Source organism: Pseudomonas sp. B19125, from assembly GCF_044218855.1.
In the GTDB taxonomy this organism is placed as follows: domain Bacteria; phylum Pseudomonadota; class Gammaproteobacteria; order Pseudomonadales; family Pseudomonadaceae; genus Aquipseudomonas; species Aquipseudomonas edaphica.
On sequence record NZ_CP162589.1, the window covers coordinates 6,258,777 to 6,271,203 of the forward strand.

Genomic DNA, 12,427 nt, shown 5'->3' on the forward strand with positions numbered 1-12,427 from the left:
CTCCGCGTCCCTCGGACGCAGAGCGTCCGTAGAGGCATTCCCACGCAGAGCGTGGGAACGATCATCCTAACGAGGGTTTTGAAATGAATGTTTTGATCATTGGCAGCGGTGGCCGCGAACACGCCCTGGCCTGGAAAGTTGCCCAGGACCCACGCGTTCAGAAGGTTTTCGTCGCCCCCGGCAACGCCGGCACCGCCATTGAAGCCAAGTGCGAAAACGTCGCCATCGACGTGCTGGCCCTTGAGCAGCTTGCTGATTTTGCCGAAAAAAATGTTTCCCTGACCATCGTCGGCCCGGAAGTACCGCTGGTTGCCGGCGTTGTGGACCTGTTCCGCAGCCGTGGTCTGGACTGCTTCGGCCCAACCGCCGGTGCCGCCCAACTGGAAGGCTCCAAAGCCTTTACCAAGGATTTCCTGGCTCGCCACAAGATCCCGACGGCGGACTACCAGAACTTCACCGAGATTGAGCCGGCCCTGGCTTACCTGCGTGAAAAAGGCGCACCGATCGTGATCAAGGCCGATGGCCTGGCCGCCGGTAAAGGCGTGATCGTCGCCATGACCTTGCAGGAAGCCGAAGACGCCGTACGCGACATGCTCGCCGGTAACGCGTTTGGTGATGCAGGCTCGCGTGTGGTGATCGAGGAGTTCCTCGACGGCGAAGAAGCCAGCTTCATCGTGATGGTCGATGGCAAAAATGTGTTACCGATGGCCACCAGCCAGGACCACAAACGTGTTGGCGATGGCGACAGCGGCCCGAACACCGGTGGCATGGGTGCCTACTCCCCTGCCCCGGTCGTCACCGCCGACGTGCACAAACGCGTGATGGACCTGGTGATCTGGCCAACCGTGCGCGGCATGGCCGACGAAGGCAATGTGTACACCGGTTTCCTCTACGCTGGCCTGATGATCGACAAAGCCGGCAACCCGAAAGTCATCGAGTTCAACTGCCGCTTCGGCGACCCGGAAACCCAACCGGTGATGCTGCGTCTGCAATCGAGCCTGGTGCTGCTGGTGGAAGCCGCATTGGCCCAGGCCCTGGACAAGGTTGAAGCACAGTGGGACCCGCGCCCGAGTGTCGGCATCGTACTGGCGGCCGGTGGTTACCCAGCCGACTACGCCAAGGGCGATGTGATTGAAGGCCTGGATGCGGCTGCTACGCTGGAAGGCAAGGTGTTCCATGCAGGCACCGCGCTCAAGGACGGCAAAGTTGTAACCGCAGGTGGCCGTGTATTGTGCGCCACCGCAATGGGTGCCAGTGTCGACGCCGCGCAGCAACAGGCGTACAAACTGGCGGCAAAAATCGACTGGAAAGGTTGCTTCTACCGCACAGACATCGGCTATCGCGCCATTGCCCGTGAACGCGGCGAGAACAACTGAACAGCTACGCTTGCGTAGCTATCCGTTCGGCTAGGTAAGGGCCTCTGGCCCTTGCCGTACCCATGTCGCCCCGCGCATAGTTAACCCGTGCATCAACCTACGAAGGGATTTCGCCGTGCGCTGGCTCAGGATCGCCATAGGTTTTACAGTCAGCTTGCTGACCCTGCTCTGCTTGTTCCCGGCCCAGGCCGCCGCGCAAGGCAGTGGTTGGGCAGTATTGCTTGATGAACAGGCCGACCTGCAACTGAGCGACATCCGCTCCGCCCGCTACACCAATCAATTCAGCCCCATCGAACTCGACCGGATTACCGCCGCGGAGCCGGACGGTGCGTTGTGGGTACGCTTCAAGCTGCAACCCGGCAAGCACGAACAAGTACTGCGGGTATTCGCCCCGGACCTGTCGCACCTGAACCTGTATGTGCTCGACGGCGACATGCTGGTGGAGCAGCAAAGCACCGGTACCCGCCAGCCCCAGGCGGAACGCCCGCTGCCCAGCAGCGATTTCATGCTGCCGATGCCCCAGAGCCAGAAGCCCCTTGAGGTGTACCTGCGCCTGGTCTCGGAACACGAACTGCGCCCCTACATCACCCTGGAACCGGCCGTGCTCGCCGCCGCCGACCAGACCCAGACGCTGATCTACGGCCTGCTGTTCGGCTGCCTGCTGATGCTGATCCTGCACAACCTCACACGCTTCGCCTACCACCGCTCGCGCAGCAGCCTGTGGCTGGCGGCCTGCGAAGTGCTGTTGATGCTGAGCCTGGCGCTGTTGCTCAACCTGGTGGGGCCGTGGCTGCCGAACTGGCACGCGGTGCAGACCCCGGGCGCCTACCTCGCGCTGCTGCTGACTGCGCCGTGCGGGCTGATGTTTGCCTATCGCTTCTTCATGCCCTTGGGCCCGCACCCACTGAACAAGCTGTTGATGGCCGACATCCTGCTGATCGTGCTGTGCGGCCTGCTGCTGTTGTTCGTCAACACCTTGCCGCTGAACATCATCACCTACGCGCTGGTCGCCCTGGCAGGCTTGAGCATGTTGTTTATCTCGGCTTACCACTGGCAGAAAGGCTACCGGCCGGCGCGCTTGTTTGTGGTGGCGATGGTGGTGTTCAACATCGGCACCCTGATCATCCTGCCCGCCCTGCTGGGCCTGACGCTGGTGGCACCGCAAGGCTTGATCGTGACCCTGCTGAGCTTTATCTGCCTGAGCGGCCTGCTGATGAGCCTGGCCCTGGGCGAACGCCAGCGCGCCATTGTCGAAGCACGCTTCAGCCTCAGCCGCGACCTGGCGGCCAGCAATGCCGAGATCGCCGCCAAGGCCGAATTCCTGGCCAAGATCAGCCACGAAATCCGCACGCCCATGAACGGCGTGCTGGGCATGACCGAGTTGCTGCTCGGCACGCCGCTGTCGGTGAAGCAGCGTGACTATGTGCAGACCATCCACAGCGCCGGCAATGAACTGCTGACGCTGATCAACGAGATCCTCGACATCTCCAAGCTCGAATCCGGGCAGATCGAACTGGACGACGTGCAATTTGACCTCAACGCGCTGATCGATGACTGCTTGAGTATCTTCCGCGCCAAAGCCGAACAGCAGAACGTCGAGCTGATCAGCTTTATCCAGCCGCAGGTGCCCCGCGTGATCAGTGGCGACCCCACGCGCCTGCGCCAGGCGCTGTTGAGCCTGCTGGAAAACGCCCTGCAAAAAACCGATGAAGGCGAAGTGCTGATCGTGGTCGCCCTGGACGAACGCAGCACCAAGCCACGCCTGCGCATCGCCGTACAAGACAGCGGCCTGCCGATGGATGCCGCCGAACGCGACGCGCTGCTGCACAGCGAACTGCACAGCAAGAACTTCCTCTCGGCTACGCGCCTAAGCGGCCACCTGGGCCTGGTCATCGCCCGCCAGTTGATCCTGTTGATGAACGGCGAGTTCGGCATCAAGAGCGGCAGCCACCAGGGCAGCACGCTGTGGCTGACCCTGCCACTGGACCCGGAACGCCTGGAGCACCCGACGTCCGACCTCGACGGGCCGCTCAAAGGCGCGCGGGTGTTGGTGGTCGATGACAACGACACCTGCCGCAAAGTGCTGGTGCAGCAATGCACCGCCTGGGGCTTGAACGTCAGCGCTGTGCCGTCCGGCAAAGAAGCCCTGGCGCTGCTGCGCACCAAAGCGCACCTGCGCGACTACTTCGACGTAGTGCTGCTGGACCAGAACATGCCCGGCATGACCGGCATGCAACTGGCGGCGAAGATCAAGGAAGACCCGAGCCTGAACCACGACATTCTGCTGATCATGCTCACCGGCATCAGCAATGCGCCGAGCAAGATCATCGCGCGCAACAGCGGGATCAAACGCATCCTCGCCAAGCCAGTGGCCGGCTACACACTCAAGACCACCCTGGCCGACGAACTGACCCAGCGCAGCAAGGGCACAATTGCGCCGCGCCCTGCTCTCAGCGCGCCGGCAGCAGTCACCGTGCCCAGTGACTTCAAGATCCTGGTGGCTGAAGACAACAGTATCTCCACCAAAGTGATTCGCGGCATGCTCGGCAAGCTCAACCTCAACCCGGACACCGCCAGCAACGGCGAGGAAGCGCTGGAGGCGATGAAAGCCCAGCGTTACGACCTGGTGTTGATGGACTGCGAAATGCCGATCCTCGATGGCTTCTCTGCCACCCAGCAATTGCGCGCGTGGGAAGTCAGCCACCAGCGTATTCGCACGCCGGTGGTGGCGCTGACGGCGCATATCCTGTCGGAACATAAAGAACGCGCACGCCAGGCCGGCATGGATGGCCACATGGCCAAGCCGGTGGAATTGTCGCAGTTGCGTGAACTGGTGGAGTTTTGGGTGGCGCAGCGTCAGCAACGCCCGGAGCACGCCCCGTCGTGACCTTGAATGCAGCCTCCTGTGGGAGCTGGCTTGCCTGCGATGGCGGAGTGTCAATCACACACCCTTTGTCTGCTCCACCGCTATCGCAGGCAAGCCAGCTCCCACATTTGCCCGGTTGCGCCTGATAGACTCCGCAAACCTCTCCTATCGCGAGCCGCGCCCATGCTCCACGTGTTATTCAGCGTCTACCTGAAAATGCTGGTGCTCTACAGCCCGTTCTTTGTGCTGTCCTGCTTTATCAGCCTGACCCGTGGTTACTCCAGCAAAGAACGGCGCCGGCTGGCCTGGAAGGTCGCGTTGGCCACGCTGGTGTCGAGCGTGTTGCTCTACCTGTTCGGCCGAGTGATTTTCAGCGTGTTCGGCATTACCGTGGATGCATTTCGCATTGGCGCCGGCAGCGTGCTGTTTATCTCAGCCCTGGGCATGGCCCAAGGCAAGTCGGCGGTGCAGACCGACAATGTGCAGCAGGACGTGACCATCGTACCGCTGACCATCCCGCTCACGGTCGGCCCCGGCACCATCGGTGCACTGTTGGTGATGGGCGTGAGCCAGCCCCACTGGGATGACAAGTTCATGGCCATCGTCAGCATTGCCCTGGCCAGCTTCACGGTCGGTGTGGTGCTGTATTTGTCCAACCGTATCGAACGCATTCTGGGTGACCAGGGCTTGCAGATTGTCAGTCGGTTGATGGGGTTGTTCGTGTGTGCGCTGGCCGCGCAGATCATCTTTACCGGCGTGCGCGGTTATCTGGTGCCTTAAATCCGGTACTTCGCGATTGCCAGTTGCACCTTGTCGCCGGCACTCTCGCGCATCAGCTGGATGGTTTTTTCATTGACCACAGAGGTGTTGAGCACCAGGCAAGTCTGGCCGCTGAAAGCCTCGACCGAAGAGCTGTCCCACTCCAGAAACGGCAGGCCCAGCTGTTTGCTCACACCGTGGGTGCTGTAAGTCACCAGCACCATCATCACCTCTCCCGCCGTTTCAGCACAGGACGCCAGGCCGAAATCACCGCCCTGATGCACGGTGCTATTGCGCTTGAACAGCTCAAACGAGGCAGGCTGTTGCTTCAAGGCCAGCAGCGCATCCGCCGCCAGTTTCGGCAACGCCGCCAGCAGCGGCCCTGCCAGCGAGGCCGCCGCCAGCGCGGCGATGATATTCAGCGCCGCCACCTGCACCGTCAGCCCTTTGCCGGAGCTTGAGACCCGCTCAAAAGCGCTGCGCACCGGCAACCAGCCCAGGCTGACCATCACCTTGATAAATTCGTCATACCAGGCCTCACTCCCCCGTTGGACCTTCAACACATCACTCACATAACTGCTGGCCAGCAGGTAGCTTTTACGAATGTATTCACGGTTCAGCGCCGACATGCCCTCGATAAACGAAATCACGCCGTTGTTCACGACGGCTGCATTGCTGTCATCTTCCGCGTCCAGGAACACCGAGCGTTTGGCGCCCGGCGCCCCTGGCAGCTTGTAGGCGGCAATCAACTTGCGCCTTTTGGCACTGATGATCCTTTTGTGATGTCGCTCCATTTTCAGTTCTCCACAAGCACCCCACATGGGGCTTGTCTCCACACTAGTCCAGCCGCTGGCGCGCTTTCCAGACCACAAACATCGCTTGGCGCCCCCGTCGAAAAAACGTCAACCAGCAATAACGAGGCATACCGGTAGACCTTCCTTTTTTCATCGGCAAAAAAAGAAAAAGCCCCGAGTAACAACAGGTTTTCACCCTGCGTTACTCGGAGCCTTCTTACCTGCCGCGAGCTGATTTCAGGAAGCGGGTTTCTCGCCGTACCAGCGTGGCGTGTACACCCATTCGCCGCCACCGGCGCGGGGGAATACGCAGGTGGTGGACGAGCCGATCAGCACCATGGTGCGCATATCCACTTGCTCAGGCGTCAACTGCCCCAACGTGGTGACGCGCAAAGTCTGGCCAGGGCGGCCAATGTCGCGACCCAGCACCACCGGTGTTTCGGGAGTGCGGTGCAACGCGACAATTTCCAGGGCGCGCCCCAATTGCCAAGGCCGCGAACGCGAGATCGGGTTATAGAACGCCAGCGCCAGGTCGGCCTGGGATGCAAGGTCCAGGCGTTTTTCGATAATCGACCAGGGCTTGAGGTTGTCCGACAACGACATCACGCAGAAGTCATGCCCCAATGGCGCGCCCGCCTGGGCGGCAGTAGCCAGCGAGGCTGAGACGCCCGGCAGAATGTCCAGCTCGACCTGATGCCAGGCCGGGTCACTGGATTCGTGCAACGCCTCAAGCACCGCCGCCGCCATGGCAAATACGCCAGGGTCACCGGACGACACCACCACCACCGAACGGCCTTGAGCGGCCAATTCGAAGGCATGGCGAGCACGCTGCATTTCTTCGCGGTTGTCGGTGCAGTGTTGCACTTGGTCGTCGCGGAACGGCCCGGCCATGCGCACATAGGTTTCGTAGCCCAGCACATCGGTGCAACGCGCCAGCTCGGCCTTCACCGCCGGCACCATCAACTCGGCTGCGCCAGGGCCAAGGCCGATCACGGCAAGGCGGCCACGGGCACGGCCGACATGCGACAGGTCCAGCGGTTGCTCTGCCACTGTGATAACGATGTCCGCGCCTTGCGCCACTTGCGCAAACCGCAACGGCACACCTAACTCCACTGCGGCTTGCTGCAACGAGGCTTCGGCCATCTGCGTATCGCTGGCCAGCAGGCACGCCAGCGATTGCACGGCGATGCCGGCGTCATGCAAAGCCGTTCGCACGCGCTGAGCTAAATCCACACCAGGCTTACAGGTGACACACACCGTCTTCGGATAAATCAGCAACTCATTGGCAGCCGGCGCGCGCTCGGCACTGCCCACGTGAATCGCCAAACGTGCGTGCTGATCCTGCGGCAAATTCGCCTGGTCCAGCCACGGCGCCACACCTTCGATGCGCACGCTTTCACCGCCCAGCAGGTCCGAGACAAACCGTTTGCCCAGCTCCAGGTCCGCCAACGCATAACCCGCTGGCGGGTTGAGCAGGCAAGTGCCAAAACGCAGTTCGCCGCTGGTGGTGATCGCCGCAGCGACGCCGAGTGCCGCGCCAATCTCTCGCGCCATCAGGTTCACACCGCCCAGGCCACCGAGCAACGGCACTACGGCGCTGCCGTCTTCAGCGACGGCGAGCACAGCCGGCTCTTCGCCTTTTTCCAGCAGCAGCGGCGCCAGCGTGCGGATCACGATACCGGCAGCACACAGGGCAATCAGTGGCGTGCCTTGTTGGTAAAGCTGGCGCAGGGTCGCGCCGAACTCACTGTAGGTCTGGTCCGCCCCTTCAACTCGCCCGGCCAAGCCGTGGATCAGCGCGCCAGGGTAAACCTGCGCGATCTTGCGCGCCGTCGCCAGGCTGCCTTGGCCGAGAATGACAATCGCCGGGCGCATCAACCTTGCCACCTTTCACCCGGCACGATGATCAGCGAGAAGTACGGCGAAGACGCCGGGTCGACTTGATCCAGCGGCACTATTTTCTGATTAGCCATGGTCGCACGCTCCACGTAGAGCGCACGCTCGGCCAAGCCGAGTTCTTGCAGCACCTGGCGCACCTTGGGGAAATTACGCCCCAGCTTCATGATCACGGCGGCATCGGCATCCGCCAACCGACGCTTGAGGTCGTCGTGGGGCAGCACGCCGGAGAGCACCGACAGGCTTTGGTTGCGGTACACCAACGGCGCGCCAAGCACCGAAGCGCCGCCGAGCATTGAGCAGACGCCGGGGATAACCTGGGCTTCATAACGCTCGGCCAAACGGTCGTGCAGGTACATGTAGGAGCCGTAGAAGAACGGATCGCCTTCGCAGATCACCGCCACATCGCGGCCAGCGTCCAGGTGCGCGGCCACGTCGAGGCTGGCGTTGTCGTAAAAGTCGCTGATGATCTGCTCGTAAGACATCGGTGCCGGCAGCACTTCGGTGGTCACTGGGTACACCAGTGGCATCAAGGTCTGCTGCGCCACCAAGTGGTCTTCGATAATACCGAAAGCATTGCCTTTCTTGCCCTTGGCCACGAAATACGCCACCACCGGCGACTCGCGCAGCAGGCGCAGCGCCTTGAGGGTGATCAGTTCGGGGTCACCGGGGCCAACGCCCAGGCCAATCAAACGTCCGCGTGCCTGCATTACTCGACCTCCGTGGCCAAGGCGTTGACCGCCGCGGCAGCCATCGCACTGCCGCCCAGGCGGCCTTGCATGATCACAAACGGCACGCCACGGCTGTCGGCCGCCAGCATCGCCTTGGATTCGGCGGCACCAACAAAGCCCACCGGGAAGCCCAGAATCAACGCTGGTTTCGGCGCGCCGGCGTCGAGCATTTCCAGCAGGTAGAACAGCGCCGTCGGCGCGTTGCCGATCACCACCACGCTGCCTTCCAGGTGCGGGCGCCACAGTTCCAGCGCGGCAGCTGAACGGGTGTTGCCCAGCTCCCGCGCCAACTCCGGCACGCTGTCGTCGCGCAAGGTGCAGATCACCTGGTTATTGGCCGGCAGGCGCGCGCGGGTCACGCCTTCGGAGACCATGCGCGCATCACACAAAATCGGCGCGCCAGCGGCCAGCGCATCGCGCCCGGCCTTGCCTGCGCCTTCGGAGAACTGCAGGCCGTCGATGGCGTCGACCATGCCGCAGGCATGAATCACCCGCACCGCGAGTTTTTCCAGGTCGGCAGGGATGCGCTCCAACTTGGCTTCCGCGCGAATAATGGCGAAGGAGTTGCGATAGATCTCCTGACCGTCGCGGATGTAATCAATCATCGGTGTTGCTCCGTGTGCGGCCGCGTAACAGGGCGCCCGCCGCTTCAATGGAAAGAGTGCGTGCGTGCAGCCGGCCGAAACCGGGGTGGGCTGCCTCGCGAAAATAGACGTCGTAGTGGCCGGGGCTTACCGCCAGCAAGGTGACCGGCGCGGTGTGTGCGGCAGCGCAGGAGCGTGGGCAGCCGGACAGGTGCACCTCGGCGCCAGGTTGCAGCGCGGCCAGTTGCAGGGCATCGGCCTTGGTGTCGGCCAGGCCTTTGGCGCAGCCGCTTGAACCGGTGCAGGCGATCATGCGTGCCAGGGGTTGGTCGACTGAGCCAAGGAAGCCCAATTGCTCCAAGCCTTCAGTCACGGCGCCGTGGTTTTTAAGGTTGGGCAGCAGTACGCCCTGCCACGGCGTAAAACGCAACGTGCCGTCGCCGAACTCACTGGCCAACTGTGCGGCGCCTTTGAGCATGCTTGAGTCCAGACGACCCAGCGGCGCAATGGCGGCAACGTAAAACAGATCTTTTTGTCGCTGTGGATAAGTGCCCAAGTGCAACAACCCCCCACTGGGCTGGCGTTTTAACCCATCCACCGACAGTAACGGCAGGTTCAGGCGGGCCAATAAGTTATCCACAGCCAGATGACGCATGCGGGTTTGCGTCGGTGTCGCCAGGTCGAGAAACGCTTCCAGCACGGCCACGACCAAGGCATAGCCTTGCTCGAGCGGCACAGCGCCCAAGGGTGCATTCAGCCCCGGACAACCGGCCAGGCCGAAGGCCAATAGTGTTTCGCCATCGCGCTCGAACGCCGACAGCCACAAGTCATGGTGATGTTCGAGCATCGCCAGGGCTTCACCGCCATCCAACTGCACGGCGAACTTGGCCGACAGCTCATGGAAACGTGGATGGTTTTGCAAGGTGGCAAGGATCTGATCGGCCAGCGGGCGAGTGTCGAACAGCATCTGGGGGTCGATACCTGCGCTGGGGCTGAGCATCAGATTGCGCACGTCATCGCCAGCGGCGTTGTTCGGGCCAAGGCCTGCGGCCAGCAGCGCGGCGATCAACGCCTCTTGCTCGGCACCGATCCCGCGAATCTGCAAATTGGCGCGGTTGGTCGCCTCGATCACCCCACCCGCATAGGCCTGCGCCGCGTCCGCCACAGCAACTGCCTGGGCGGCAGTGATAGAACCGCCGGCCAATTTGATCCGGCAAATCCCGCCATCCAGCGCCTGGACGATACGCAGCAACCCCGGACAAGCCGAGGGGCGCAAGGTATTCAGAGCAGGCGTTGGGTTCACGGGGCTACCGGTTGACGGGTAAAGGCGCGGTATTATGCCTGCTTTGCCCGGCGGCATGAAAAGCCTGCCCGTCGGATGTCGTTCAAGGAATTCTTATGTCGCCCTGGCTGACGGTTGTAGGCATCGGTGAAGACGGCTTCAAGGGGCTGGGCAGAAACGCCCGGCATGCCCTGTTGCGCGCCACCCGGATTATAGGCGGCCAGCGCCAGTTGGACCTGCTGCCGGTGTGTATTGGTGGCGAGCGCCAGCTGTGGCCAAGCCCGTTTTCCCTGGAGCCGGTGCTGGCGCAACGCGGCGAGCCTGTGTGCGTGCTGGCCAGCGGCGACCCGATGTTCTATGGCGTAGGCGCCAGTCTGGCGCGCCAGGTGGCGGCTGAAGAACTGCTGATTTTACCGGCGCCGTCCTCCGTGTCATTGGCGGCGGCGCGTTTGGGCTGGCCATTGCAGGAGGTGGTGACGTTATCCGTGGTGGCGCGGCCTTTGGCGGCGATTAATGCGCACCTGGCCAGTGGCGTGCGGTTGCTGGTGTTGAGCAATGACGGGCGCAGCCCTGCCGCGATTGCCGCGCTGTTAGCCGAGTCCGGTTTCGGGCTCAGCCGGTTGAGCGTGTTTGAACACTTGGGCGGTGCAGATGAACAGCGCGTCGACGGGCTTGCTGTGGATTGGCCACACGCCTCGGTCGCGGATTTGAACCTGGTGGCCATCGACTGCCTGGCCGACGCCAACACCCCGCGCCTGTCACGCCTCGCCGGGCTGCCGGATTCGGCCTTCAAACATGACGGCCAACTGACCAAGCGCGATGTACGCGCCATGACCCTCGCCCGCCTCGCGCCAATGCCGGGCGAATTGCTCTGGGACGTGGGCGCGGGCAGCGGCTCCATCGGCATCGAGTGGATGCGTGCGCACCCGAGTTGTCGCGCACTGGCGATTGAAGCCGACGCAGGTCGCCAAGGGCTGATCGAACACAACCGCGATGCCCTCGGCGTGCCCGGCCTGCAACTGGTTCGCGGCAAGGCGCCTGAGGCGTTGCTCGGCCTGGAAGCACCGGACGCCATCTTTATCGGCGGCGGCGTCACCCGCGACGGTGTGCTCGACACCTGCTGGCAGCACCTGCGCCCTGGTGGGCGTTTGGTCGCCAATGCGGTGACCCTGCAAAGCGAAATGGCCTTGATGGCGTGGCGCGCGCAACACGGCGGCGAGCTGACGCGCATCCATGTGGCCCAGGCCCAGCCGCTGGGTGAGTTCGACACCTGGCGCCAGGCGCTGCCGATCACCTTGCTGGACGTGGTCAAGCCGCTATGAAACGCATCCTGTTGTTGGGCGGCGTCACCGAAGCGCTGGCCATCGCCCGCACGCTGGGGCCGGAGCATATCTATAGCCTGGCTGGGGTTGGGCGCGTGCCCACTGACCTCACCTGCCAAGTGCGCGTCGGCGGCTACGGTGGGCATGCAGGCTTGGCGCAATTTGTGCGCGATGAGCAGATCAGCCTGATCCTCGATGCCACCCACCCGTACGCGGCGCAGATCAGCCAGAACGCTGCCACGGCGGCAAAAATGTGCGGCATTCCCTGCTGGGCGTTGCGGCGCCCGGCGTGGCAGCCGCAGGCGGGTGATGACTGGCGCGAGGTGGGGGATTGGGCTGAGCTGATCGAAGCCTTGAAACCCTTCAAACGTCCGTTGTTCACCTTGGGGCGTGAGCCGTTGCAGCACCTTGACGAAATCCCCGCCGATCAATTCTGGACGCTGCGCGCACTGGATGTATATCCGGGCAATGAGCGCTGTGAAGTCATCGGCGCGCGTGGGCCGTTTCTGATTGAGGACGAGCGCGCGTTGTTTGAACGGCGTGGAATTGATGTGTTGATCAGCAAGAACAGCGGCAGTGCGGCGACCGAGCCGAAGCTGGAAGTGGCACGCGAGCTCGGGGTGCCGGTGTTGGTGTTGAAGCGGCCGGTGTTGGCCGGGGTGGATCGAGAGCTTTTGTCGCCCGCAGAAACAATCGATTCATTGGCAGATTTTCTTCGATAGATCAGGATCGTTCGCAGCCTCTGGCAATTCTATTTGTTACCTCAAGGGACGGCGATGAACCAACAATACGAAGTGCTACACTCCAAGAATAATTC

Annotated in this window: 10 protein-coding genes; 5 read left to right on the forward strand and 5 right to left on the reverse strand. The window is 62.7% G+C overall.

The window, feature by feature from the left end; all coding sequences use genetic code 11:
* Positions 1 to 83: 83 nt before the first annotated feature.
* The 3 genes from purD (at position 84) to AB4P96_RS28730 (ending at position 5,022) form a co-directional block, all read left to right on the forward strand.
* Positions 84 to 1,376, forward strand: coding sequence for a phosphoribosylamine--glycine ligase (purD, locus tag AB4P96_RS28720; RefSeq protein ID WP_017136750.1), 1,293 nt, complete (start codon positions 84 to 86; stop codon positions 1,374 to 1,376).
* A gap of 115 nt (positions 1,377 to 1,491) precedes the next feature.
* The gene (locus tag AB4P96_RS28725; protein WP_017136751.1) at positions 1,492 to 4,263 is read left to right on the forward strand and encodes a hybrid sensor histidine kinase/response regulator; all 2,772 of its coding nucleotides are present in this window, start codon (positions 1,492 to 1,494) and stop codon (positions 4,261 to 4,263) included.
* Between the two features lie 162 nt (positions 4,264 to 4,425).
* On the forward strand, positions 4,426 to 5,022 hold the full coding sequence (locus tag AB4P96_RS28730; RefSeq protein ID WP_017136752.1) for a MarC family protein: 597 nt from the start codon (positions 4,426 to 4,428) through the stop codon (positions 5,020 to 5,022).
* On the opposite strand, the gene AB4P96_RS28735 is transcribed toward AB4P96_RS28730, so the two are convergent.
* The 5 genes from AB4P96_RS28735 to cobG all read right to left on the reverse strand — a co-directional run bounded on the left by AB4P96_RS28735 (position 5,019) and on the right by cobG (position 10,366).
* Positions 5,019 to 5,795, reverse strand: coding sequence for a hypothetical protein (locus AB4P96_RS28735; RefSeq protein ID WP_017136753.1), 777 nt, complete (start codon positions 5,793 to 5,795; stop codon positions 5,019 to 5,021). The genes AB4P96_RS28730 and AB4P96_RS28735 overlap by 4 nt on opposite strands.
* A 237-nt stretch (positions 5,796 to 6,032) precedes the next feature.
* Positions 6,033 to 7,670: a precorrin-3B C(17)-methyltransferase gene (cobJ, locus tag AB4P96_RS28740; RefSeq protein ID WP_395600350.1), complete on the reverse strand. Its 1,638-nt coding sequence runs from the start codon at positions 7,668 to 7,670 to the stop codon at positions 6,033 to 6,035.
* Complete coding sequence (locus AB4P96_RS28745; protein ID WP_017136755.1) at positions 7,670 to 8,401, reverse strand: precorrin-2 C(20)-methyltransferase; 732 nt, start codon at positions 8,399 to 8,401, stop codon at positions 7,670 to 7,672. The genes cobJ and AB4P96_RS28745 overlap by 1 nt, the downstream gene beginning before the upstream one ends.
* Positions 8,401 to 9,027, reverse strand: a complete 627-nt coding sequence (locus AB4P96_RS28750) for a precorrin-8X methylmutase (protein WP_017136756.1) — start codon at positions 9,025 to 9,027, stop codon at positions 8,401 to 8,403. The genes AB4P96_RS28745 and AB4P96_RS28750 overlap by 1 nt, the downstream gene beginning before the upstream one ends.
* Entirely contained in the window at positions 9,020 to 10,366 is a 1,347-nt protein-coding gene (cobG, locus tag AB4P96_RS28755; RefSeq protein ID WP_395600351.1) for a precorrin-3B synthase, read from the reverse strand. The genes AB4P96_RS28750 and cobG overlap by 8 nt, the downstream gene beginning before the upstream one ends.
* A gap of 38 nt (positions 10,367 to 10,404) precedes the next feature.
* Between cobG and cbiE the strand changes: the two genes are divergently transcribed.
* Both cbiE and AB4P96_RS28765 read left to right on the forward strand, forming a co-directional pair.
* Positions 10,405 to 11,610 carry a precorrin-6y C5,15-methyltransferase (decarboxylating) subunit CbiE gene (gene cbiE, locus AB4P96_RS28760; RefSeq protein WP_395600352.1) on the forward strand — a complete coding sequence of 402 codons (1,206 nt, stop codon included), beginning with the start codon at positions 10,405 to 10,407 and terminating at the stop codon, positions 11,608 to 11,610.
* Positions 11,607 to 12,332: a cobalt-precorrin-6A reductase gene (locus tag AB4P96_RS28765; protein WP_138451579.1), complete on the forward strand. Its 726-nt coding sequence runs from the start codon at positions 11,607 to 11,609 to the stop codon at positions 12,330 to 12,332. The genes cbiE and AB4P96_RS28765 overlap by 4 nt, the downstream gene beginning before the upstream one ends.
* Positions 12,333 to 12,427 lie beyond the last annotated feature (95 nt).